Raw genomic sequence first — 25819 nt, 5'->3', positions numbered from 1 at the left:
TTATTCTTCTCCAAAAGTAGCACTTTGCGCTGCTACAGAACGATCAATTTTACGTAGCAATCCTTGTAAAACCTTACCAGGTCCAACTTCTGTAAATGAAGTCGCTCCATCGGCAATCATTTGTTGAATTGATTGTGTCCATTTTACAGGAGCTGTTAATTGAGAAATTAAATTCTTTTTAATTTCATCAGCATCTGTTATAGCAGTTGTTGTTACATTTTGATAAATAGGACAATTAGGATTATTAAATGTTGTATTTTCAATAGCAGCTGCTAATTCTTCACGTGCAGGCTCCATTAAAGGAGAATGAAAAGCACCACCTACAGGTAAAACTAAAGCTCTTCTAGCTCCAGCTTCCTTTAATGTTTCACAAGCAGTATTGATAGCATCAATTTCTCCTGAAATCACAATCTGTCCCGGACAGTTATAATTTGCTGCTACTACAATTCCGGCTGTTTCATTACATACTTTTTCAACTACTTCATTATCTAAACCTAAAACGGCAGCCATTGTACTTTGTTGTGCCTCACAGGCTTTTTGCATCGCTAAAGCACGTTGAGAAACAAGTTTTAAACCATCCTCAAAAGTTAATGCTCCATTAGCAACTAAAGCAGAAAGCTCTCCTAGTGAATGTCCTGCAACCATTTCTGGCTGAAATTCGTTACCTAATACTTTGCTTAAAATAACAGAATGTAAAAAGATAGCAGGTTGTGTAACTTTAGTTTGTTTCAAATCTTCTGCGCTACCTTCAAACATGATATCTGTTATGTGAAATCCTAGAATATCATTTGCATCTTCAAAAAGATGTTGTGCTACGTCAGATTTCTCATAAAGATCTAATCCCATTCCTGTAAATTGAGCACCTTGCCCTGGAAATATATATGCTTTCATGTGTATGTATTTTGTTTCTTTTACTAAAAAAGAAATAATTTCTTAATTAAAAATATTTGACAAAAATAAGCAATTCTAAAGAATGTTTGTTACTGAATATTTTGATACAGTTTTTTATGATTAATCAATTTTCTTTTTATTCTCTAGATTGATGGTTGGCGGTGGCGGAATTCTCTTTTTAAGAAATAATATTTGTCCCAAATGACTAGATTGATGTTCCATAACATGAAACCAATAATAGTGATTGTTGGATTCTCGAGTAGCATTCGTTATTTCTAACCACGAATCATCTCTTTTTTTAAGTTCTTTTAAAGTTATTGCCCTAACTTCTCTATAAATTTTTAAATAGTATTCTACATCATGTCCTTTATAGGTTTCTCTCCCTGCATCATCTAAATTTAATGCGGGTCCCCAAAATTTTCTTTCTTCATCGTTAAAACCTCTATTTTCAAATGTATATAGTTGATATATTTTTTCGGCTGCAGCCAAATGCATAATGAGCGCTCCAATAGAATTTGCCTTTTCATCGTGTAAATGATCTAATTCACGTTGGTCAAGATTTTTAACATGATATTCGACACGATCACTAAGATTGTTGAGCATAGAAACTAAAGTTCCGATTTGTGGAGTATACTCTTCGCGTTCTCCAATAAGACTGGAATCATCAATCTTTAAATTTTTTCCTTCAATGACTAATGAATATCCTTTTTCAGTATCATCTTTTACAAGATTGTACGCATATCCTTTTTCAAAATCAACAGTCATTCGTTGAAAATCAGTATCCCATGCTGATAATTTAATATTACCTGTATTATCTTCAAAGTTATGATTACTGATCGTTGTTTTTTCTAATATTCCAGTTTCTATATTTTCGATAAAAAGTTCAAAATTGTCAAAATAGAACTTGCCATTAGAAATACAAATACCTCCAAACACTAAACTAGTAGAGTTTTGATCAATATATCCGTTAATTTCGTAGTTTTTCCATTCATTAGATAGTACAGGTCTATCTCCCATATTGTCAAAAAAGCCATTTTCCTCATTTTTAGTATCTACTCGCGCGTAAATAGCTCCCCAAGCTACTTTATCAATATTTTCTACTTTTATATCTGCGGAAAGCTTAAATTTTAACTTTTTGCTTGCTTCTATTTTTAGGTTATATGTAAAAGAAGTCCAACTATCTTGCGCATGTATATTAGAACAGAAAAGGACAAAAATTAAATAAAAATAGTTCGTACGCTTCTTTATAAAGAAATTAAAGTGATTCATTAACGGTAAGTTGTTTTAGTATTAGATTCTCTCATAGGTGATGAAAGAGAATTCATATTCGTGTTTTTCATCTTTCTTATGAAAAGTATTGGCAACTTCTTTCCATGCAGTCAAATCAATTTCTGGAAAAAATGTATCACCTTCAAATTCGTGATGTACACGTGTCAATTCAATTTTTGTAGCATATGGAAGTGCTTGTTTATATATTTCGCCACCGCCAATTACAAAAGGTTCGTTATCATTTGCAGTTGCAATTTCTATAGCATCTTGAATTGAATTTACAATAATAACTCCTTCAGGCACTTGGTAATCTTTTTGACGTGTTATAACGACGTGCGTTCTGTTTGGTAATGGTTTTGGGAAACTTTCAAATGTTTTGCGCCCCATAATAATATAGTGTCCAGAAGTTAATTTCTTAAAACGTTTTAAATCATCACTTAAATGCCAAATCAATTGGTTGTCTTTTCCAATGATGTGATTTTCGGCAGCAGCGACAATTAATGACAGTGTATTTCTTTTTGAAATGGGTTGAGGTTTGTTGTCAATTTCTTCCATTGCTTGTGCTTTTGCAATTTCGGTTTCTTCTTTTAAGAACTTTTGTTTTAATTTTTCAATTCGTAATTCTTGTTTAGATACTAATTTCTCCAACTGTTCTGCTTCCCAATCTTTTCCCATGAATTTTTTGGTAATATATACGTCAAAGACATGAAATAAGAACACAAAAAACCAAGTCAATACAGCCCAAACAAACCAATCTGTTTGAAATAATGTAAAGTCTTTTCCGAATCCTAAAACAACATTTAAGAGCACTAGAAATGCTGAACCAATAATAAAAATGACTAAATGATAGTAAAGTCGTTTTTTTTGTTTGATTCGTTTTTGTGCAGCTTCAATAAGCGCAAGTTGCTCTTGATCAATTTGTGTGGTAGGTTTCTTTTTTTTACCGAACATGTGTATTCAGTTTTATTGAGCAGCGTTTCTTAATAGTAAATCAGCTTGAAGCCAAAAAGAAAAAGAAGTATTCACAGCTTTCCCTTGGTGTGTTGCTTTTGAGAAGTTAGGCAACGTAGCTATAATTCTTTCTATTTCAGTTTTCATTTGTTTATTACTTACACGAATACCAATGTTTTCAACACTTCCTTGTTTGTTTACAACAAAACGAATGTATACGTTATTATTAGTAATGTTTCTTTTTGCAGAGATTGCCTTTGCAGCATTTTTATCAAAATTTTTCTGAATATAAGCTTGAATTTTATCCTCAGTACATTTGTTTTGCTGTTTTTTCGTACCCGCATTTTCGCATCCAGACATTAATGGAGCGTTATCCGCTATCGTATAATGAATAGTACTATTTGGACCGACTTTTATAGTAGACATATTTGTTGCCTTTTGAGCAAATCCAACATGAGCTATCAAACAAAATAAAGCGGGAATAATTATTTTTTTCATCACTGTGTAATTTTTTTAATGTTATAAAGATACTTTTCTTTTTTGAATACTACATTTAGTTGATACGAAAAGATGAAATTTAACTATGAAATGCAATTTATTTAGATGAATGTATTTTTTAATTTATTCTATCATGTTCAAAATCAAATAGTTTGTGTTGGTGTAAATGAAAAGGGACTAGCTTGAAAGAACTAAAAATAAAATACTTGTAGCAGCAGTTGTAGTTTTATAATTTTTTAACGAGCTCTTTTTTGACACCACTAAACCATTCGTATTTTAAAATACTCAGTACAATACTATCACGTCTACCTGTCGGAGAAGCGCAATTACTTCGTAAGACACCTTCTTCTTTGCAACCAATACTTTTCATAGCTGCAATGCTACGTTTGTTATTATTGTCTGCTCTAAACTCTACACGTTGTACTTTCATATGTTCAAAAGCAAATTGAAGCAGTAAAAACTTGCAGTTTTTGTTCAATCCCGTGCCGTGAAATTCTTTCCCATACCATGTGTACCCTAATGAAACAGCTTGATGTGGTTGCTGGAAATCGTAAAAACGTGTACAACCGGCATAAGTATTATAACGCTTGTCATAAACAATAAAAGGATACGCTTTTTTATCAATTCGAGCTTGAATAGCTGTTTGTATATATTTCTTCAAATTTTCTTTTCCATCTCCCGGAGTTAAAGAATATTTCCACAATTCAGGTTCTTTTAAAGAATAGGGAAGAAGATGTTCATAATCGTCCATAGTTAGCGGACGCAATTGAACAAAACCATTGTCTAAAATGTAGTTTTTATTGAAGTCTAATAATATCATAGTTGATTAATTAGCTGCTATTATATTGTTACAAACTAAAGTTGCAATTTTTTCTTTCTGATACATTTCATGTGTTTCACCATCAAGTAGCACTATTTTTTCATTTGTAAATTGATTGCACCAATCTGCTGATGGTTTATATGGATCATTGATTCCAAAATATAATTGAATAGTTTTTTTAGGAATATTGATCTCATGTCGTAAGCGTGTTGCAGAAATTGCATATAATGATATTAAAGGTAATCCAAGTAAAGCAGCTTTCCAAGCAATTGTACCTCCAATACTAAACGCAAGTATATGCGCAGGTTTTTTTTCTAATTGAATTAAACTTTTGACCGCAGTTTCAATTCCAAAAGAAATAAATTGTTGGTGTAAATTGTCTTGTGTATATATTTCGGTATTTACATTTCCTAGTTGACAACAATCGTAATATTGAATGTCAAATTCAGAAGCTAATTTTTCAATATATAAATGAGTCCACGCTGATTTTTGCCTTCCCCATAAATCAGATAATATAATGAACCGTGGCCGCATATAAATTAAATAGCAACCGCTCCTTTTATATGTGGGTGATGTTGATAATTTACCAATTCAAAATCTTCAAATTTGAAATCGAAAATACTTTTGATTTCAGGATTCATTTTCATTGTTGGTAAAGGAAAAGGTTCTCTCGTTAGCTGAAGTTCTAATTGTTCAAAGTGATTACTGTATATATGTGCATCTCCAAACGTATGAATAAAATCTCCATATTCATATCCACATACTTGCGCCATCATCATTGTTAATAGCGCATAAGATGCAATATTGAAAGGGACACCTAAAAATACATCGGCACTTCTTTGGTATAGTTGACAAGATAGTTTTCCATCTGCTACATAAAATTGGAAAAATGCATGACATGGAGGCAAAGCAGCTTTTCCATTGGCAACATTTTCACTAAATGAAATTTTTGTGTTTGGCAATACACTTGGATTCCAAGCAGAAACCAACATACGTCTACTGTTAGGATTGTTTTTTAGCGTTTCAATTACTTCTGCTAATTGATCAATACTCTCGCTATTCCAATTACGCCATTGATGCCCGTATACAGGTCCTAAATCACCGTTTTTATCTGCCCATTCATTCCAAATTCGGACTCCATTTTCTTGTAAATATTTTACATTCGTATCACCTTTAATAAACCATAAAAGTTCATGAATTATAGATTTTAAGTGCAATTTTTTAGTCGTTACCATAGGAAAACCTTCATTCAGATCAAAACGCATTTGATGTCCAAATACACTTTTTGTTCCCGTTCCTGTACGATCTCCTTTTTCATTTCCGTTTTCCAGTACATGTTTTACGAGGTCTAAATATTGTCTCATGATGCTTTCTTTTTTATGATAATGCGATACAGTTTTGTAGTGTGTAAAAATAAAAAAAACGCTTTGATTATAGACCAAAGCGTTTGTATTTTATCAATAGGTTATTAACCGTGTTTTTATCCAATCAACATTCCTGCAATGGTAGCGGAAATTAAGGAAGCAATTGTTCCTCCAATTAATGCTTTAATACCAAATTCAGAAAGTGTTTTACGTTGTCCTGGAGCTAATGAACCAATTCCTCCAATTTGAATTCCGATAGAAGCAAAGTTGGCAAAACCACACAACATATATGTTGCCATAATAATAGATTTATTATACGTTAAATGCGTTGCATTCGCTACATTCTTTAATTCTGCTAATTGTATGTATCCAATAAATTCACTAGCTGCTAGTTTGATTCCAAGTAATTGTCCCATTAGTGACATATCTTCACTAGCAACACCAATTAGCCACATTAAAGGAGCAAACACAGTTCCCAAGATGGCTTCAAGTGAAAAACTAGGATATGGAGTGTTTGCAGCCATCCAATCATTTAAAGAGGTAATATCACCAATCCATCCAAAAATACCATTAATCATAGCAATGAATGCTACAAAAACTAATAACATTGCTCCAACATTTACGGCAAGTTTTAAACCTTCCGTAGTTCCGTTTGCAATAGCATCGAGTATGTTTGAACCTATTTTTTCTTGTGAAACTTCAACATTATTATCAACCTTATCTTGTTGTGGATATAACATTTTAGAAATTACAATGGCACCTGGTGCAGCCATTACAGAAGCAGCTAATAAGTGTTTTGCGTATACGAGTTGTAAAGCTGGATCATCTCCGCCCAAAAATCCTATATAAGCTGCCAATACGGCTCCAGCAACTGTTGCCATTCCTCCAATCATGACCAGCAAGATTTCGGAACGCGTCATTTTTTCTAAGTACGCTTTTATTAATAAAGGTGCTTCAGTTTGACCTAAAAAGATATTTCCGGCAACGGATAAACTTTCTGCTCCAGAAATTCCTAAGATTTTTGTTAAAAACCAAGCCATTCCTTTTACTATTCTTTGAATTAAACCTAAGTAAAATAAAACTGAGGTTAATGCTGAGAAGAAAATAATTGTTGGTAATACTTGAAATGCAAAGATGAAACCAAATGATTCAACATTCATCATGCCTCCAAACAGAAATTCACTTCCAGCCTTTGTATAGTTTAATATATTTATAAATAGCTGACCTATAAATTCAAAAGAATTTGAAACAAAGCCTAAATCTAGTCTGGTATTTCCTATTGAAAATCCAATATCTTTTCCTTTTAATATAGAGATCGCTATGATTAATTGAAAAAACAAGCCTATTCCAACAGTTCTCCAATTAATTGCTTTACGATTGCTACTAAACAAAAAGGCAATGATAAGCAATACAAACATTCCTAAGATTCCTCTAAGTAAGCTATTTACACTAAATCCTTCACTTGGAATTATTTGTGATGTTTCGGACTGTGTAGTAGTAGTATTTGTAGCTTCTTCTATTTTTTTTGTAAAATGATACGAAACACTTTTTTCGTTAAAAACTAATGTAGAATCTGTTAGCGTAGAGATTTTGTATTTACGAATCGTATCTGTTGGTTCATTGTAATAAAAAACCAATAGGTTATTTTGATAGATATAATCTCCACTAGCTTTTAAATTGTTTTTTGCGGCAAGTTGATATTGAAACTCTCCTGCCTTTAGTGTTAATTTATCATTTTTGGTAATAGGAATGATATTTTCACTCAACGAATTTTGAATATTACTAAAGTTCCATGTACCATCAATTTCTTGTGCATTTACAGTAAAAAGTACACAAAAAAAAGTAAGAATACTTGCTAAAAATTTTCGCATATAAAATGGATTTTATTTTTTATTTTCTCTGTTAGAAATCTCATCGCGCAGTCTGGCTGCTTTTTCATAATCTTCATCAGCTACAGCGCCATCTAACATATTGTATAATTCTTGAAGTGAAAGTGTTTTGAATCCATTCTCAGGATTGTTTTCAACAATTTCTGAATCTTCTTCTGTAAACAATTCGTCAACAACAATACTTTCTTTTTCTGCAGCTTCTTCCTCTTCTTTGGAGGTAAGTTTTAAGAAAATTCCAGCTTTGTCTAAAATTGTTTTATAGGTAAAAATAGGTGCATCAAAACGTAATGCTAAAGCAATAGCATCGGAAGTTCGAGCATCTATAATTTCTTCAATTTTATCGCGTTCGCAAATAATACTTGAATAGAAAACGCCATCAACTAATTTGTGAATAATTACTTGTTTGACAACGATATCAAATCTATCTGCAAAGTTTTTAAAAAGATCATGCGTTAGTGGCCTTGGTGGTTTTATTTCTTTTTCTAACGCAATAGCAATTGATTGGGCTTCAAAAGCGCCAATTACAATAGGTAGTTTTCGGTCTCCATCAACTTCATTCAAAATAAGCGCATATGCTCCATTTTGTGTTTGGCTGTATGAAATTCCTTTAATATTTAGTTTTACTAAACTCATCTGTTTGTGAATGCATGAACATAAAAAAAGGCTGTCTAAAAGAAGGGATTACCCATTTTAGACAGCCCTTAGTTGGGTACAATTTAAAAAAAATTATGCGTTATTCGCTTTAAATTCTTTCAATTTTTCGATTAGCTGTGGAACTACTTCAAAAGCATCTCCTACAACACCGTAATCAGCCGCTTTAAAGAAAGGTGCTTCTGCATCTGTATTGATGACAACTTTTACTTTAGAAGCATTGATTCCTGCTAAATGCTGAATTGCTCCAGAAATTCCGATAGCAATGTATAGGTTAGAAGCAACTGGCTTTCCAGTTTGTCCAACATGTTCTCCATGTGGCCTCCATCCTAAGTCTGAAACTGGCTTTGAACATGCTGTTGCAGCGCCTAAAACATCTGCTAATTCTTCTACCATTCCCCAGTTTTCTGGACCTTTTAATCCTCTTCCTGCTGAAACTACTACGTCTGCATCTGCAATGGTAACTTTTCCAGTTACTTTATCTACGTTTTCAACTTTTACTCCAAATAAAGAGTCATCTAAGTTTGGAGAGAAAGATTCCGCAGCAGCGGCACCTGTATTTTCAACCAATCCGAAAGCATTGTTAGAAACTCCAACAATTTTCACATCTGAATTGATTTCTGTAAAATTGAATGCTTTGTTTGTGAAAGCAGTTCTTTTTACTGTAAATGGACTTGTACTAGTTGGCGCAGCAACTACATTTGAAGCATATCCTGCTTGCAATCCTACAGCTAAGCCTGGTGCTAATGTTTTGCTATCTGCACTTGAGCTTACAATTACAACTTTAGCATCTTCATTTTGAGCTGCTTGTTGTACAACTGAAGCATATGCTTTTGCGTTGAAGTCTTTTAAGTTATCTGCTGATACATTTAATACTTTATCTACACCGTATTTTCCTAATTCGGCAGTATCTTCTGCATTGATACTAACTGCTGTAACTGTTGTTCCTAATTGGTTTGCAACTTCTTTTGCATATGAAGCAACTTCAAAAGCTGCTTTTTTAAGTTTTCCTTGATCTGATTCTGTATATACTAAAACTGACATTTTTTCTAATTTAAAGATTAAATAATTGAAACATTAAAAAATGATTAAATCACTTTTGCTTCGTTGTGAAGTAAGTTGATTAATTCATCAATGTTATCTGCGTCAACTAACTTTACAGCTCCTTTTGGTGCTGGTTTTTCAAATTTAACGGCAGCAGTTTCTTTTTCCGCATCAGTAGCGTCAACAACAGTTAATGGTTTTTTACGTGCCATCATAATTCCTCTCATGTTTGGAATACGTAAATCAGTTTCTTCAACTAATCCTTTTTGTCCACCAATTACTAATGGTAAAGATGTATTAGAAGTTTCTTTTCCTCCATCAATTTCACGAGTTGCTTTTACAGCAGTTCCGTCAATTTCTAGACTGATACAGTTATTTACAAAATTAGCATCAATTAATTCAGCTAACATTCCAGGAACCATTCCTCCATTGTAATCAATTGATTCTCTACCTGCAATTACCAAGTCGTAACTACCATTTTTTGCGACAGCTGCTAATTGTTTTGCAACAAAAAATCCGTCTGTTGCTTCTGCATTCACACGGATTGCACCATCAGCTCCAATAGCTAATGCTTTACGTAATGTAGGTTCAGTTTCTGCTCCTCCTACATTTACAACATCTACAGATGCTCCTTGCTTTTCTTTGAACCACATTGCACGTGTTAATCCAAACTCATCATTTGGGTTAATCACAAACTGTACACCAGTAGTATCAAATTTTGTATCTCCTTCCGTAAAATTGATTTTTGAAGTAGTGTCAGGTACGTGACTAATACATACTAATATCTTCATTGGTAATATATGTTTTTAGTGTTTTTAGAAATTTTTTACGAAGATACTGATAATTTCCCTAAAAATACTATGCATGCATAATAAAATTTAATTATTTTTTATTTTTTGCTGTTTTCTTTTAATTATTAATAATGTATTGGCTTTTTTAAGGCTAATTTATCATGTTTTTATGATAGTCTGGCTTAATATATTTTTAATAATTTAATGAAAATAGGCCTAAATAGTATGTATTTCAAGAATGTAATAGTATTGTATACTTCCAAAACAATAATAATATAACTTTTTTGAAATCAGTTTTATAAAAAGTATTTTGAAGGTTTTTTATAGTAGAAATTATTTAATCTTTAGTTCTATGATTTTTTGTTCAAAAAAATAAAGAAGATTAGTAAAGGATTCTCTATTTTCCTAAAGATATCATAAAAACGCAATACTTTAACAAATGTTTGATTTTGTAATTCCCATTTTTGGAATTAATTGTTATTTTTGTTTTTCACTTTTTTAAAATAACAACAATTGTATGAGAACAATACAGTTTAGAGAAGCGGTAGCTGAAGCTATGAGCGAAGAAATGCGAGCAGATGATAGCATTTACTTAATGGGAGAAGAAGTTGCCGAATATAATGGAGCATATAAAGCTTCAAAAGGAATGCTTGATGAGTTTGGAGCAGATCGTGTAATTGATACACCAATTGCCGAATTAGGTTTTGCCGGAATTGGGGTTGGTTCTGCTATGGGCGGAAACAGACCAATTATTGAGTTCATGACTTTTAACTTTGCATTGGTAGGAATTGATCAAATCATCAACAACGCTGCGAAAATGCGTCAAATGTCTGGTGGTCAGTTAAATATTCCAATTGTATTTCGTGGTCCAACAGCTTCTGCTGGACAATTAGCAGCAACACATTCACAAGCTTTTGAAAGCTGGTTTGCAAATTGCCCAGGTTTAAAAGTTGTCGTTCCATCTAATGTATATGATGCAAAAGGTTTATTGAAAACTGCAATTAGAGATGACGATCCTGTTATTTTTATGGAGTCTGAACAAATGTATGGTGACAAAGGAGAAGTTCCAGAAGGAGAATATACAATTCCATTAGGAGTTGCAGATATCAAACGCGAAGGAACTGACGTTACGATTGTTTCTTTTGGAAAAATTATAAAAGAAGCATACAAAGCTGCTGATGAGCTAGCTAAAGAGGGTATTTCATGTGAAGTAATTGATTTACGAACAGTACGCCCAATGGATAGTGCGGCAATTATAAAGTCAGTAAAGAAAACAAATAGATTGGTTATTTTAGAAGAAGCATGGCCATTTGGAAACGTTTCAACAGAAATAGTATACCAAGTACAAGCAGAAGCATTTGATTATTTAGATGCGCCAATTCAAAAAATAAATACAGCAGATACACCAGCACCATATTCTCCAGTGTTATTGGAAGAATGGTTGCCAAATAAAAACGACGTTATCAACGCTGTAAAAAAAGTTATGTACAAGTAAAAAAGTATTTTTAACATAAGAAAAGCTTCATCGGCATGTTTGTTGATGAAGTTTTTGTTTTTTAAAACATAAGAATTTGAAGACTACATTATATTGTTTTTTAGCCCTTTTATTTTGTTACACAGGATATTCACAGACGAAAGTAAGTGGATTAATCAAAGATGCATCAGGTGAACCCGTACCTTTTGCCAATGTTGTATTTGAAAATTCAATTGAAGGAACCATTAGTAATGAAAACGGACGTTTCTATTTAGAGTCAGAAAAAACATATGATGTTATTGTGGTTTCCTTTGTTGGCTTTACCACAAAGAAGATCAAGTTGGAGAAACGTGTAAATTACAAAATGGAGATTGTCCTTGAAGAAGGAGAAAAACTAAAAGCCGTAGTTGTAGTTTCGGGAAAACAACCAAAAAAGAACAATCCGGCAATTGATATTCTACGAAAAATATGGAAACGAAAGCGTTTCAATGGTGTGAATCAATTTAAACAATATGCGTATGACAAATACGAAAAAGTAGAGTTTGACTTGAATACGATTGACAGTGCTATGATGAAAAGTAGGCTGTTTCGCGGAATGGAATTTATCTTCAATGAAATTGATACGTCTAGCGTTACTGGAAAAACATATTTACCAATCTTTATTAATGAAGCTGTTTCCAAAGTATTTGGAGATAACGTGAAAAATAAAGTCAAAGAAGACCTGATTGGAAATAAGAATTCAGGATTTAGTAGCAATGAAACGATTACTGCTTTTATCAAAGATTTATATGCCGATTACGATATTTATAATAATTATTTGAAGTTTTTTGACAAGAGTTTTACAAGCCCATTATCACGTACAGGAATCAATACATACAATTATGTATTAGCAGATACGGCTTATATTGATAACAAATATTGTTATAACATTATATTTTATCCAAGACGTAAAAATGAATTGACATTTAAAGGTGATTTTTGGGTGAATGATTCTACGTTTGCGATAAAAAAAATTAACCTTCAAGCAAGTAAAAGTGCTAATATAAACTGGGTAAAAGAAATTTATATAGAACAAGAGTTTGATGTATTGAATGATTCTGTATTCTTGCTAAAGCGAGATTATATGTTGTCAGATTTCGCATTAAATAAAAAGGAAAAATCAAAAGGTGTGTACGGAAAGCGTACAACATTATATGATAATTATGTGTTTGATGAAGAAAAGTCTGCTGAGTTCTATAAAGAAGAAATAAATCCATTTAACGAAGAAATTTACGAACGTGATGATGCTTTTTGGGCTGAAAACCGAATGGAAAAACTAAACAAGGATGAAAAAGGGGTGTATAAAATGCTAGATACCTTAAAGACCGTTCCAAAGTTTAAACGCTTGTATAGTTTGGCTTCCATATTAGCATCTGGTTATGTAGAGTTTGATAAATACAACCTAGATTATGGACCAATTTTTTCCACTTTTGGATTCAATGATGTAGAAGGAATTCGTTTGCGCGCAGGAGGAAGAACTTATTTTGGGCCAAATGATAAATGGCGTATTGAAGGATACGGAGCATATGGTTTTAAAGACAACAGATTTAAATACGGAATTTCTGGAAAGTGGTTGTTAGATCCAAAAAATCGTTTAATTGTTTCAGCAGGAAATCGTAGAGATGTTGAGCAAACTGGTGTAAGTTTAACAGTAAATGATAATGTATTAGGAAGAAGTTTTGCTTCATCAGCATTGTTTGCTAGTGGGAATAGTGACCGATTAACGAATATTAATCTGACTACGTTTGCTGTGCAAATGGAACCTTGGAAAAATATTACCATGCGCTTGGGAAGTTCCTATAAAACCATGCGATCGGCTTCACCTACAACATTTAGTTTATCTTATATTGATCCGCAAGCTCCAAATGGTATAAATGATCGTTTGGTTCAGTCTGAAGTAAACTTTTCTATTGATATGACACCGGGAAGAAAAACCATTCGTCATGGAGTAGAACGAAAAGTAGTTAATGATGATTTTCCAAGAATCTATTTAAATTATAGTAGAGGTATTGAAGGACTTTTTAATAGTGATTTCAATTATTCTAGGGTGCAATTATTCTATAGACAACCATTTCAAATTGGAGGATTTGGACGTACATATACAACTTTGGAAGCAGGAAAAACATTTGGAACAGTTCCATTAAGTTTATTAAATGTAGTGCCAGGAAATCAAGCATATTTCTCTATTCATAATACATTTTCACAATTAAACTTCTACGAATTTGTAACAGATACCTATACATCATTACACATAGAACACAATTTCAACGGACGTATTTTTTCAAGAATTCCTTTTTTGAGGAAGTTAAATTTACGTGAGATTGTTGGTGTTCGAGGAGTTTGGGGAAGAATATCTCAAGATAATGTTGATATGAATGTGCCAGCGTTTCAAAGTTTGCCATTTAGTAGCATTACACCACAAGGAATTGCACCAAATGACAAAATATACTGGGAATATTCATTAGGAATCGGAAACATCTTCAAAGTTTTTCGAATCGATTTTAACTTCCGAGGAAATTACAAAAACAATATTGACGCACGCCAATTTGGAGTAACTGGAGCATTCGGATTCCATTTCTAAAATAATAAAAACAGATATAATTTATAAAAAGCGAGTTGAAAAACTCGCTTTTTTTGTATGTGAAAAAGTTTCGTGTTTCTTTTTAATTTTTTGTTGTAATAAGTTGTTTATTAGAGGTTAAGTGTGAGTTTGGTAACCTATAATTATCGAATCATAGTTTGTTTTGATTGCAAGGAATATTTTTTCATTCTAGTTTTACACCATCATTAACAAAAACCAATTAGCTGTGAAAAATGGCAGATTTATAAACTAGTATTGCGCAATACACACCAATTAAATCTTAGTACAAAACATGAATACGTATAAAAAGAGCAAGCCTAGAGTTTGTTTAATAAGGAGTATAAAAAGTAGCTTTTAGAAGCTTTAAGTTGAGATGCATGAATTTTGAAAGTAAGAAAATAGCATTTATAACAAATACAGTACGTATTACAAACATCATCAAAACAAATTTGAGGGAATGCGTTTAGGTGATACAAAAAAGCGCATAAACTTAGTTTATGCGCTTTTAATATAATTGTTACTTTTATGTAATAAGAGCTTAACAAGCCCCACATACACCAAAGTTTGAAAAAGCAATTACCTTTGTCACATTACAAGTTGCGATCTCTGTATGTTCACATTCTGCTACTGTAAAGGTTGGGTCACAACCTATTATCGTATCACAACCTATTACCGTATCACAATCATTTTCTGTAATACAAATATAACTAGGATCTGTAGGAGCATTTTGACCACCTACGATGTTCGTAAGATTATTTATTGTAGCAATGTTAATCTTTCTTAAGTTTAATTTTCTTTGTTTCTTCATTCGAATACATTTTTAATAATTAATTTGTTCAAAAGTATAGAGGAAATCAAAAAACACAAATAAAAGTAACCTGTGATTCGATAATTGGAGTTATCTATTTTTCCTCTGAAGTATTGATTTTATTGATGTTTTTAATGTAGTAGGATGGATAGATTCCTGTTTTGTTTTTAAAGGCTCTAGAGAAGGAATCAGGTGATTTGAAACCTAATTCAGTAGCAATAGATTTGATATCATAGGAGCGAAAAAGCTTATCGTCTTTCAATTTTTCCAAGGCGTAATCAATTCTAAGATTGGTGATATACTGAATAAATTTTTGTTGTTTTTCTGTGTGAATCACTTTTGATAAATACGCTTTATTTGTTTTTACTTTTTTAGCAACAAAAGTTAAGTTACAATTGATATCTAAAAATTGTTTTTTCTGTTCAAATTTATTCAATTCAGTAAGAATTTTTTGCACTTTTTCTTCATCAATAGTTAAGGAAGCTCTAGGACTAGCGTTTGACTTAGTATCAGAAGTAATGACTTCAATTTTCCCTTCTGATGTTTCTTTCTTTTTGGCTTCTAATTCTTGTATAAGCTTGTTAAAAGCCAACCTATTTTTCTTTTGCTTAGTGCGATTATCAATAAAGAATAGAAAAAACACTATTGTTATGATAACTAATACACTTACAGCAATTGTATATTTAGATGCTTGTGTTTTTGAAGTAGTTGTTAACTGTTTAATCTCGTTGTTAAGTAATTCAATGTCATACTCTTCATGTACTTTCTTTCTTATTTCAATGGTTTGTTTGTCATTTAATTTATCAATCTCTAGAAATAAATTATAGTATTTTAAGGCTAATTCAGCTTCTTTCTGTTGAATGTATATTTGAGTTAAGCTAGAATACGTTTCAGGAAGTAAAGGAGAGTTTTTAGCATTTTTAGAACTCATAGAATCTACTTTTTGGAAATAAAGAATTGATTTATCAAGTTCTTCTATTTTTTTGAAGTTTTTTGCTAAATGAAAATAGATAGTTGAAAGTGTACTTATTTGTTTTAGTTCTCCAGCCTTTTGTAGCGCTAAATTTAAATCATCTATGGCACTTTTGTAATTTCCTTTTTCAGACGCAATTATTGCTTTTCTAATTAAAAAATAATTGTACCCATCTTGATTGTTGTATTGTGTGCTTTTTTTGAAACCTATTTTATTAAAATATGTAGCTGAATCCAATAATGAGTTTTTAAGACTCAAAACCTTCTCTTTTATAGCTAAATCAACATAGGTGTCACTTAATGCAGTTAAAGTAATTACATATAATCCTGAATCAAAATTATCTATTTGTTCTTGTTCCTGTGAAACAAATAGAGCATAATTATCTTTAAATATTTTAATACCTTCAGGTGCTTGACCTATATCTGTTTTAATAATTCCAATATTATGAGCTATTGCCATGCTCCTTGAAATATTATTTCTGCTTTTTTCAAAATTGTAAGCAATCTTATAATAGTGAAATGCATTATTATAATCCGTAGCATTAATATAAATATCTCCTTTACATAACAAATATTTATGCTTAAGGGCAATATCATTTAATTTTTTATCAGCAAGATCTACTGCTTTATCGATATAGTTGTGAGCTGAATCAAAATTTTTATTCCGAGCTTTTGTAAAAGCTAATTTGAATAATGATTCACCTTCTCTTTTTAAGTTACTTTCAGATTTAGCTTTTCTAAAAAGAATTTTCGCATATTGTTCCGCTTTAGTTGCATCTTGTTGAATATTTTTTAAAAAAAGACTATCCAATTCTTTGTAAGAGTAGTTCTGTAACGAATCTTTCTCTTGCGAATAGGCGTTTTGAATGCAGAAAAGTAATAACAGAAGCATAATAAGCCTTCTGTATTTTGAGGGAAAAGAAACAGGCATAAAAGTTAAAAGTGTAAAATATGAATATTGAACAGATGCTATAAATAACAGTAATAAATGTAAAAGCTAAATTTCGTCACAAAACTAATAAATCGATATTGAATTCTGATTTTCTAGTAAGGAAGTATTATGGGTAATCGTAATGTATGTAATATGGTAGTTATTTAAAATTTAAAGCATATAAACTCAGTTTATGTGCTTTAAATTCTTATTTGATCTTTATATAAATTAAAAACCTACTTGCCCACAATTATCTGTATCTTCACATTTATGTGTACCTCCACAGGCGTCACTTTCAGCTTTCGTGTGTGTTGTTGTTGCACATATATTTAAATCATATGTATTACAATAACGTTGGGTAACACATCCTTGTTCGTTAGTTTGACAATTAATATAAGTGTGTACGCCAGCTACAGAATCTACTCCTCCAATAATTGAATGAGTATTATTAATTCCGGCAATTTTAATCTTTCCTAGATTTAATTTTTTTTGTTTTTTCATGCGAATACATTTTTAATAATTAATTGTTCAAAAATATGTAGGGAATCAAACAATACAAATAGAAATAACCTGTAATTCGATAATTACAGGAAGCTATTTGTCTGCTAGAGTATTGATTTTATTGATGTTTTTAATATAGTATGACGGGTAAATCCCTGTTTTGTTTTTAAAAGCCCTAGAGAACGAATCAGGTGATTTGAACCCTAATTCAGAGGAAATTGATTTGATGTCATAGGAACGAAAAAGTTTATCTTCTTTCAACTTTTCTAAAGCAAAATCAATTCTAAGATTGGTGATATACTGAATGAATTTTTGTTGCTTTTCAGAATGAATTACTTTTGATAAATACGCTTTGTTTGTTTTTACTTTTTTAGCAACAAATGCTAGATTGCAATTACTATCTAAAAATTGTTTTTTCTGTTCAAATATAGCTAGCTCAGAAAGTATTTCTTGTACTTTTTCTTCATCAATAGTTAAGGTTGATTTAGGTTTTTCTTTTTTTTCTATGCTAGTTTTTTTCTTAGCTTCTAATTCTCTAAGGAGTTTGTCAAACTTTATTCGATTTTGTAATTGTTTGTTTTTATTATAAAAAAAGTAAATAATAAAGAGTAAAACCAATGCGATAATGATTGCTAATGCAGTATTATAATTCACTTTTTTTGAATAGGTCAATTTTTTTATGAGCGCTTCTAATTCTTTGATGTCATAATCTCTATGAATTGCATCTTTGACGCTTTTTGATACATGCTCATTAATTTTGTGATTTTCTTCAAATTCACCCCAATATTTCAATGCATTTTTACGATCTCCTTTTTTGTTATATAAATTTATAAGTGTATGATATGTTCTGTCGAGAAGTAAATAGTTTATAGCATTTTTTTTGGATACAGAATCAACCTTCTGTAAATACTTTATTGCATTTTTCTCATCATTATTATCCTTATAACTAGCACCAATATAATAATATATACTAGGGTATAAGTTTTTGTATTTTTCAGAAATAGCTCTAGTTTCAGCAATTTTTAGTTTTGAAATTGCTTCTTTTTGATTGCCTCTTTCATGTGCTAGAATACCTAGTTCTGTTAAAAAAAATGTATATCCAGCATCATAATCAATTCGTTTAGATTCTTTTAAACCAAGATTAATGTATACTTCAGCAGAATCAAGTAAGCTTGTATTTAACTTTTTCTCTTTTGTAGCATATTTCAGGTATGTGTCAGAAAGCGCTGTTAATGTATTAGAATAAGAATATCGATTAAACTTATTTTTGCGTTCATCATCTGATAACTTATTGTAATCTTTAAAATTTTTCAATAAAATTTTTAAAGCGCCTTTTTGATCTCCTAAAACATTCTTAACCAATGCTATATTATACGAGGTCATATACATCATATTGTTATCATGACTTTTATAAAAATTGTAAGCTTTAGAGTAATATTCAAAAGCCTCTTCATATTTTCCATATTCATAAGAAAACTTTCCAGTTAAAAAAACACAAAGTATTTCTAGGTTTTTGTTCTTTAATTTAATGGCAGCAAGTTCTTTAGCTAAATTTAAATTAATCAAGGCGTTTTGATAATCTCCTCTATTATTTTCTATAATAGCATATCGTTTGTATGCTTCAAATAAATCTCGTGGATCATCACTATTTTTTGCATTTTCAAAAAGTTGATCTGCATATATTTTTGCTCTATCTATGTCTTTATATAAATATTTAAAATACAGTTTATCTAATTGTCTATATGAATACTGTTGTAATGAATCTTTCTCTTGCGTATTAACAGTTAATGAGGAAATGAAAATAAAAAAGTATAAAATATTTTTAAAAAATACTGGAGGGTTTATAAGAAACATAAAAGGGCTAGATTTTTATATACTAATAAAGTGAACATATTATTTACTGTAATAAGTATTCATTTTTTCTAAAAGTTACATTAAAAATTAATGTAAAAAGTATAAATCTACGATTAATAAAGGTGAATAGCATTACAATTAAAAAACCAAAATTTGCTACAAAACTAAGAAGACAGTATAGAGTCATATTTTGTAAAATCTTTTTTTAGAAATAAAAGCAAGGTTTACTTATAACTGGATTGAACCATGAATAGTACAATCTATTATTGTCTAATAGTAGATTGCTTTAGTTGTATAGCCCAATTTTTGCCCATAGTTTTGATTCCAGAATTAACAATTAAAACTCATTATTATGAAGAAAAGAAATCTTAAATCATTAAAAATTAACAAGCAGTTAATTTCTAGAGTTGACAATACTTCAATTGTTGGAGGAGGAATGGGGCCGGGACCATTATATTCTTTCTTAATCGCATGTTTAACAGAAAAATGTCCTACGGATTCTAAAGGCTTAGGTTGTTATACGCAAAACCCGTTAGAATGTATTGCGCCGCCAAATCCATAGGAAGCAGTCTTTAGGTTAGCGTAATTATTTTAATTACAATAGAAAAGCCTGAATTGTTTAGAATTCAGGCTTTTTTACACATCAAATTTTAATTTCGAACTAAAACTAACAGTTTAGGCTAGGTAAATTGGCACTACAATTATTGGTCTGAGTTCCAGTTCCAGATTCACCCATTGTGCCGCCAGGGCATGTTTGACTAGCAGGAATAGTATGTGTAGTTGGACAAGTTGAGCCATTTTCAAAAGTCTTACATGTATCTGCTATAGTTGTGCATGCAGTAGTTGCGCAAACATCAGAACCCATAGTACCACCTTTGATAGTATGCAAGTTATTAATATTAGCAATTTTACTTTTTCCTAAATTTAATTTGCGTTTTTTCTTCATTGCAATAGAGTTTAATAGATTATGTTTGAAAAGTACTTATTCAAATGGATGTTTCAAAAAAAAAATGACTACTATTGTCGTATTGTAGATTGTTAAATAGTTGTCTTAAGGGTTGATTTTATTGATGTTTTTAATGTAGTAAGACGGGTAGATTCCTGTGTTTTTGACAAAAGCTCTAGAGAACATATCGGATGATTTAAAACCTGATTCTTCAGCAATAGATTTAATATCATACGATCGAAATACTGGATCATCTTTCAAACGTTCCAAAGCATAATCAATTCGTAAATTACGGATATAATCTATAAACTTTAATTGTTTATGTGTATGTATAATTTTAGATAAATAAGTTTTATTTGTCTTTGCTTTTTTCGCCACAAACGCCAAATCGCAGTTTTTATTTCGAAACCATTCTTTTTCTTCAAACTTATTTAAGGCTTTTAAAACTTGCACTACTTTTTCATCATCAATAGTCACTACCTTAGACGTAGTTTGGATACTAATTTTTTCTTCTTTTTTGGTTTCTAATTGTTGTATTAATTTCTGAAAAGTAACTTTGTTTTTTCGTTTCTGATAATAGTAAAAAACGAAGAATCCACATAATATGATGACGAGTATACCTATAATTATGATTGAAGTAAAACTGTTGTCTTCTATTTCAATATTTAAATCCTTTATCTCGTTTTTCAAAAGTGCAATATCATGTAATTCATGAATTTGTTTTCGTACAATTTCTGTCAAATCATCATTCACAAGATCATTTTCAATATATAACTGCAAATACTTTGTTGAGTTTGCATAATCTTTTCGGTCAATATAAATTTTTGCCAATCCATAATAGGCGTTTTGTAAAACAGTATAATTTGTTCGTGTTTTTTCTGTTATTGAATCTGTTTTTTTTAGATAAAGTATAGCCTCATCAATTTGATTTAACTTTTTGTAGCAAATACCTTTGTGATAATAAACAGCAGTTAATAAATTAGGTTGTTGAAAACTCTTATTGCTGTCTAAAGAAGCATCCAATTCTTTCAATGCTTCCGAAATATTACCTCTTTCTTCTAAAATAATTCCTTTATCAGCTTTGAAAAATTTATTTGCACTAATATTATTTGTTTTCTCAGTCTCTAATAAGCCAATATTGTTATAAATTGAAGCTGAGTCAAGTAAAATAGCTTTTCTGTTAGGATATTTAATTGCTTTTCTAATGTAAGCATTACTCAAAGTGGATAAAATACTAACGTAACTATTTCCATACTCTAGCACTTTATCTTTTTCTGATAAACTCTTATAATTCTTATATTTTTTTAACAATAGTTGGATTGCGCCATCTTGATCTCCAAGAATATTTTTTAATAAAGCTATATTTATTAAAATATAATTTTCCTTAGTTTTATTCGCAGTATTTTTATAATACGCATAAGCTTTCGTATAATTTGAAAAAGCTTCTTCATACAAACCAGAATTATATGATATGTATGCTTTCGTGAAAATACAATCAGCTTCTAATTCTTTGTCATTTAATTTTTGTTTTGCAATTGATATGGCTTTGTTAATGAGTGTAATAGCTTCGTCTGTATTTCCAGTCAAATCTTCTGTTTTGGCTAAATTTCTGTAAAAAAAGAATAACTTTTCATCATCTTTTTCAGCCTTAGCAATCTTAAAAATCTTTGTTAAATATATTTTAGCAGATTGAGTATTTGTAAAACGAACTTTTTGAAACTTCTCAGTCAACTTCTCATAAGAATATTGAGACAACGAATCTTTTTCTTGAGAAAAACTAAATGTTGAACAAACTAAAAAACAAACAAAAAAGATTTTTAATGAAAATGAGGAGGAAGAAAAAACACGCATGAATTTAACTATGATATAAATATGTTAATTATGAAATTAAAGTATTCTAAATATATGTGGTAGGAAATATAGTATTGTTACAGTAATAATTACACAAATCTAACAAAATATTAATGTTACTTGATTGGTCAGTCAATAGGTTTTGCATAAATTTGCACCCGATTTTAGAAAAACGAGTAAGAAAAGAAGATATGACAGCTAAAGAGAAAAGAACATTAGATGCGCTGATTGAGATCCCGAAAGGAAGTAGAAATAAATATGAATATGACTTCGATTTAAAGAAAATTAGATTCGATCGTATGTTGTTTTCATCAATGATGTATCCTGGAGATTACGGGTTTATTCCAGAAACATTAGCACTAGATGGAGATCCATTAGATGTGTTAGTTTTAGGAACAGAACCTACATTCCCAATGTGTGTAATGGAAGTAAAACCGATTGGAGTTTTCCATATGGCAGATGAAAAAGGACCAGATGAAAAAATAGTATGTGTGCCTGTAAGTGATCCAATTTGGAATAGTTACGAAGACATTGATGATTTAAATCCACACAGGATCAAAGAAATTACACATTTCTTCCAAGTATATAAAGATTTAGAAAAGAAAAAAGTTGATGTTGGTGGATGGGGAAATGCTGAAGAAGCATACGAAATTGTAGATAAATGTATCGAGCGTTATGAAGCAAGTGAACATAAAGCTAATGGCGATTTCACAATTTAAAAGTTACATACACAATAAATAATTAATAAAAAACCTTCTAAAGCGATTTAGAAGGTTTTTTTTTCTCCCTGATTTTGTTACATTTATGCCGCAAATTAACAAACCAAACAAATAAAATATGGAATCAATGATGATTTATATGCCAATAGTTGCAGCAGCACTAGGCTTAATCTACATGCTTATCAAAAAATCTTGGGTCATGAAACAAGATGCCGGTGACGGTAAAATGAAAGAGATCTCAGATCATATATATGAAGGCGCTTTGGCGTTCTTAAATGCAGAATACCGCTTACTAGCAATATTTGTAGTAATTGTAAGTATCGCGTTATTTGTTGTTTCTATAGTAGTAGATACAACACATTGGCTAATTGTAATCGCATTTATTTTTGGAGCTATCTTTTCTGCATACGCTGGAAACGTAGGAATGAAAATTGCTACCAAAACAAATGTTAGAACAACGCAAGCAGCACGAACAAGTTTACCAAATGCTTTAAAAATATCTTTTGGAGGTGGAACTGTTATGGGACTTGGAGTTGCAGGTTTAGCAGTTTTAGGATTAACAGCGTTCTTTATTCTTTTCTACCAATACTTTATGGGAAGCACTTGGACGTCTACAGATGATATGACAATTGTACTAGAAACACTAGCGGGATTCTCTCTTGGAGCAGAATCAATTGCATTATTTGCACGTGTTGGTGGAGGAATCTATACAAAAGCAGCAGATGTTGGAGCTGACTTAGTTGGAAAAGTAGAAGCAGGAATTCCGGAAGATGATCCTCGTAACCCAGCTACAATTGCTGATAACGTAGGGGACAATGTTGGAGATGTTGCAGGTATGGGAGCTGATTTATTTGGTTCGTACGTAGCAACAGTATTAGCCGCAATGGTATTAGGAAACTATATCATAAAAGATATGGGTGGAGATATTACAGCAGAAGGTTTTGCTGGAATTGGTCCTGTATTATTACCTATGGCAATTGCAGGAGCAGGAATTATTATTTCTATTATCGGAACAATGTTAGTAAAGATCAAAAGTAACGAAGCGAAAGAAAAGCAAGTTATGGGCGCTTTAAATGTTGGAAACTGGACATCAATTGTTTTAGTTGCAGCAGCATGTTTCGGATTATGTGTATATATGCTTCCTGAAACAATGACAATGGAATTCTTCGGAGAAGGAAAAGTTGAAGTATCAGCAATGCGTGTATTCTATGCTACGTTAGTTGGTTTATTTGTGGGAGGAGTTATTTCTTCTGTAACAGAATATTATACAGGATTAGGTAAAAAACCAATCTTAGAAATTGTTCAAAAATCAAGTACTGGAGCAGGAACAAATATCATTGCAGGTTTAGCAACAGGAATGATTTCTACATTCCCATCAGTATTATTATTTGCAGGTGCTATTTGGGCATCATACGCTTTAGCAGGATTCTATGGAGTTGCTTTGGCCGCTTCTGCAATGATGGCAACAACAGCAATGCAATTAGCAATTGACGCTTTCGGACCTATTGCAGATAACGCAGGAGGAATTGCTGAAATGAGTGAACAAGATCCAATCGTAAGAGAACGTACTGATATCTTAGATTCAGTAGGAAATACAACAGCAGCAACAGGAAAAGGGTTTGCTATTGCTTCTGCAGCATTAACATCGTTAGCATTATTTGCAGCATACGTAACATTTACAGGAATTGAAGGAATCAACATCTTTAAAGCGCCAGTATTAGCCATGTTATTTGTTGGAGGGATGATTCCAGTAGTATTCTCTGCCTTAGCAATGAATGCCGTAGGAAAAGCAGCGATGGAAATGGTATACGAAGTTCGTCGTCAATTCAAAGAAATTGCAGGAATTATGGAAGGTACTGGAAAGCCAGAATATGATAAATGTGTGGCAATTTCTACAAAAGCATCATTAAAAGAAATGATGTTACCTGGATTATTAACAATAGGATTCCCATTAGCAATTGCATTTATTCCAATGATTTTTGGAATGGATAACTTAGCAATTGCTGAAATGTTAGGTGGATATATGGCAGGAGTTACCGTAAGTGGTGTACTTTGGGCAATTTTCCAAAACAATGCTGGTGGAGCTTGGGATAACGCTAAGAAATCATTTGAAGCTGGTGTTGAAATCAACGGAGAAATGACATATAAAGGTTCAGACGCGCATAAAGCTGCTGTAACTGGTGATACAGTTGGAGATCCTTTCAAAGATACTTCTGGACCATCAATGAACATCTTAATTAAGTTAACTTGTTTAATCGGGTTGGTAATTGCACCAATCTTAGGAGGTCATTCAAATGATACTGCAACTGCAGAAGAAGTAAACAAAAATGTGATTCAAGTAAATGCTGAAGAAGCTTCAAAAGCAGATGTAGCATTGAATGTAGTTACAATGAAAGAAGAGAATTTATAAGAACCGACTTTTTATATTTTAAAAAAACAGCAATCGAAAGGTTGCTGTTTTTTATGCTTATAAATTAAACAAATCACTTCTGTCGATATAAATAAATTGTAAACGGAATCGATTTACTTGATTTGAAATGAACAATTTTTTCAGCTTCCCAAGCAGGAATATCAAAGTCATGCGTTACAATTCGAGTGCCTACAGGTAATTCGTTTTCTAACTTTAAGGAAATTTTCCCTAACATATTTCTGGTTAAGTATAAAATAATTGCATTCACTTTACATAAATCAGCATGAAAAAAATCTTCTTCTCTAATTTCTATAGTATCTGTAGCATTTTCTTTTTTAATATTTTCAGCGGCAGCTTCCAAAGCAATTGGTAATATTTCATAACCAATACAAGTTACATCTGCAATTTTTCGAGCAGCAAGTAAACTTCTGGCATCACCACAACCTAAATCTAAAAGAACTTCTCCATCTTGCAAATTTAAAAGTCGTAGTTTTTCCAATACAACTTCATTAGGAGTAAGCTCATATGGTTCGCCTAATGATGTAAATACAGTTTGTGATTTCAT

At 31.4% G+C, this 25819-nt stretch carries 23 protein-coding genes; 5 read left to right on the top strand and 18 right to left on the bottom strand.

The features are described from left to right. The 11 genes from fabD to Q0828_RS06260 all read right to left on the bottom strand — a co-directional run bounded on the left by fabD (position 1) and on the right by Q0828_RS06260 (position 10168). The gene (gene fabD, locus Q0828_RS06310) at positions 1 to 891 is read right to left on the bottom strand and encodes an ACP S-malonyltransferase (RefSeq protein ID WP_298418655.1); all 891 of its coding nucleotides are present in this window, start codon (positions 889 to 891) and stop codon (positions 1 to 3) included. Between the two features lie 120 nt (positions 892 to 1011). Beyond that, positions 1012 to 2160: a DinB family protein gene (locus tag Q0828_RS06305; RefSeq protein ID WP_298418653.1), complete on the bottom strand. Its 1149-nt coding sequence runs from the start codon at positions 2158 to 2160 to the stop codon at positions 1012 to 1014. Positions 2161 to 2181: 21 nt separating this feature from the next. Further along, positions 2182 to 3111, bottom strand: a complete 930-nt coding sequence (locus tag Q0828_RS06300) for a dihydrofolate reductase (protein WP_298418651.1) — start codon at positions 3109 to 3111, stop codon at positions 2182 to 2184. Positions 3112 to 3123: 12 nt separating this feature from the next. Next, positions 3124 to 3609: a hypothetical protein gene (locus tag Q0828_RS06295; protein ID WP_298418649.1), complete on the bottom strand. Its 486-nt coding sequence runs from the start codon at positions 3607 to 3609 to the stop codon at positions 3124 to 3126. Positions 3610 to 3835: 226 nt separating this feature from the next. Then, positions 3836 to 4429, bottom strand: coding sequence for a GNAT family protein (locus tag Q0828_RS06290; RefSeq protein ID WP_298418647.1), 594 nt, complete (start codon positions 4427 to 4429; stop codon positions 3836 to 3838). 6 nt (positions 4430 to 4435) lie between these two features. Beyond that, positions 4436 to 4963, bottom strand: a complete 528-nt coding sequence (locus Q0828_RS06285; protein WP_298418645.1) for an alpha/beta hydrolase — start codon at positions 4961 to 4963, stop codon at positions 4436 to 4438. A 5-nt stretch (positions 4964 to 4968) separates the two neighbouring features. Beyond that, the gene (locus Q0828_RS06280; RefSeq protein ID WP_298418643.1) at positions 4969 to 5793 is read right to left on the bottom strand and encodes a thymidylate synthase; all 825 of its coding nucleotides are present in this window, start codon (positions 5791 to 5793) and stop codon (positions 4969 to 4971) included. 116 nt (positions 5794 to 5909) lie between these two features. Further along, on the bottom strand, positions 5910 to 7664 hold the full coding sequence (locus Q0828_RS06275) for a nucleoside transporter C-terminal domain-containing protein (RefSeq protein ID WP_298418642.1): 1755 nt from the start codon (positions 7662 to 7664) through the stop codon (positions 5910 to 5912). 12 nt (positions 7665 to 7676) lie between these two features. Next, positions 7677 to 8315, bottom strand: coding sequence for a bifunctional nuclease family protein (locus Q0828_RS06270; RefSeq protein ID WP_298418641.1), 639 nt, complete (start codon positions 8313 to 8315; stop codon positions 7677 to 7679). Between the two features lie 93 nt (positions 8316 to 8408). Further along, the gene (locus tag Q0828_RS06265; RefSeq protein WP_298418640.1) at positions 8409 to 9377 is read right to left on the bottom strand and encodes an electron transfer flavoprotein subunit alpha/FixB family protein; all 969 of its coding nucleotides are present in this window, start codon (positions 9375 to 9377) and stop codon (positions 8409 to 8411) included. Positions 9378 to 9421: 44 nt separating this feature from the next. Further along, positions 9422 to 10168, bottom strand: coding sequence for an electron transfer flavoprotein subunit beta/FixA family protein (locus tag Q0828_RS06260; RefSeq protein WP_298418638.1), 747 nt, complete (start codon positions 10166 to 10168; stop codon positions 9422 to 9424). Between the two features lie 517 nt (positions 10169 to 10685). Between Q0828_RS06260 and Q0828_RS06255 the strand changes: the two genes are divergently transcribed. Both Q0828_RS06255 and Q0828_RS06250 read left to right on the top strand, forming a co-directional pair. Next, the gene (locus Q0828_RS06255; RefSeq protein ID WP_298418636.1) at positions 10686 to 11663 is read left to right on the top strand and encodes a pyruvate dehydrogenase complex E1 component subunit beta; all 978 of its coding nucleotides are present in this window, start codon (positions 10686 to 10688) and stop codon (positions 11661 to 11663) included. Positions 11664 to 11739: 76 nt separating this feature from the next. Then, positions 11740 to 14262 carry a DUF5686 and carboxypeptidase-like regulatory domain-containing protein gene (locus tag Q0828_RS06250; protein ID WP_298418635.1) on the top strand — a complete coding sequence of 841 codons (2523 nt, stop codon included), beginning with the start codon at positions 11740 to 11742 and terminating at the stop codon, positions 14260 to 14262. A gap of 538 nt (positions 14263 to 14800) precedes the next feature. Here the strand turns inward: Q0828_RS06250 and Q0828_RS06245 are convergent. From Q0828_RS06245 to Q0828_RS06230, 4 genes are all read right to left on the bottom strand, one after another. Next, complete coding sequence (locus Q0828_RS06245) at positions 14801 to 15070, bottom strand: hypothetical protein (RefSeq protein ID WP_298418634.1); 270 nt, start codon at positions 15068 to 15070, stop codon at positions 14801 to 14803. A 94-nt stretch (positions 15071 to 15164) separates the two neighbouring features. Then, positions 15165 to 16934, bottom strand: a complete 1770-nt coding sequence (locus Q0828_RS06240; protein WP_298418633.1) for a helix-turn-helix domain-containing protein — start codon at positions 16932 to 16934, stop codon at positions 15165 to 15167. A gap of 267 nt (positions 16935 to 17201) precedes the next feature. Beyond that, positions 17202 to 17474, bottom strand: coding sequence for a hypothetical protein (locus Q0828_RS06235; protein WP_298418631.1), 273 nt, complete (start codon positions 17472 to 17474; stop codon positions 17202 to 17204). 93 nt (positions 17475 to 17567) lie between these two features. Continuing rightward, positions 17568 to 19328 carry a helix-turn-helix domain-containing protein gene (locus tag Q0828_RS06230; protein WP_298418630.1) on the bottom strand — a complete coding sequence of 587 codons (1761 nt, stop codon included), beginning with the start codon at positions 19326 to 19328 and terminating at the stop codon, positions 17568 to 17570. Positions 19329 to 19680: 352 nt separating this feature from the next. On the opposite strand from Q0828_RS06230, the gene Q0828_RS06225 reads away from it, so the two are divergent. Next, a complete protein-coding gene (locus Q0828_RS06225) occupies positions 19681 to 19890 on the top strand; it encodes a hypothetical protein (RefSeq protein ID WP_298418629.1) in 210 nt (69 codons plus the stop codon). Positions 19891 to 19995: 105 nt separating this feature from the next. Here the strand turns inward: Q0828_RS06225 and Q0828_RS06220 are convergent, their stop codons facing one another. Together Q0828_RS06220 and Q0828_RS06215 are read right to left on the bottom strand one after the other, a co-directional pair. Next, the gene (locus Q0828_RS06220; protein WP_298418628.1) at positions 19996 to 20274 is read right to left on the bottom strand and encodes a hypothetical protein; all 279 of its coding nucleotides are present in this window, start codon (positions 20272 to 20274) and stop codon (positions 19996 to 19998) included. Positions 20275 to 20379: 105 nt separating this feature from the next. After that, positions 20380 to 22029, bottom strand: coding sequence for an AraC family transcriptional regulator (locus Q0828_RS06215; protein ID WP_298418626.1), 1650 nt, complete (start codon positions 22027 to 22029; stop codon positions 20380 to 20382). A gap of 287 nt (positions 22030 to 22316) precedes the next feature. On the opposite strand from Q0828_RS06215, the gene Q0828_RS06210 reads away from it, so the two are divergent. After that, positions 22317 to 22844, top strand: a complete 528-nt coding sequence (locus tag Q0828_RS06210; RefSeq protein ID WP_298418624.1) for an inorganic diphosphatase — start codon at positions 22317 to 22319, stop codon at positions 22842 to 22844. Positions 22845 to 22962: 118 nt separating this feature from the next. Continuing rightward, a complete protein-coding gene (locus Q0828_RS06205) occupies positions 22963 to 25254 on the top strand; it encodes a sodium-translocating pyrophosphatase (protein ID WP_298418622.1) in 2292 nt (763 codons plus the stop codon). Positions 25255 to 25327: 73 nt separating this feature from the next. Here Q0828_RS06205 and Q0828_RS06200 read toward each other — a convergent pair whose 3' ends face one another. After that, a complete protein-coding gene (locus Q0828_RS06200; RefSeq protein ID WP_298418621.1) occupies positions 25328 to 25819 on the bottom strand; it encodes a methyltransferase domain-containing protein in 492 nt (163 codons plus the stop codon).

Origin of the sequence: uncultured Kordia sp. (assembly GCF_947496985.1) — a bacterium.
Lineage (GTDB): Bacteria > Bacteroidota > Bacteroidia > Flavobacteriales > Flavobacteriaceae > Kordia.
This window is presented reverse-complemented; position numbering and strand designations above follow the sequence as displayed.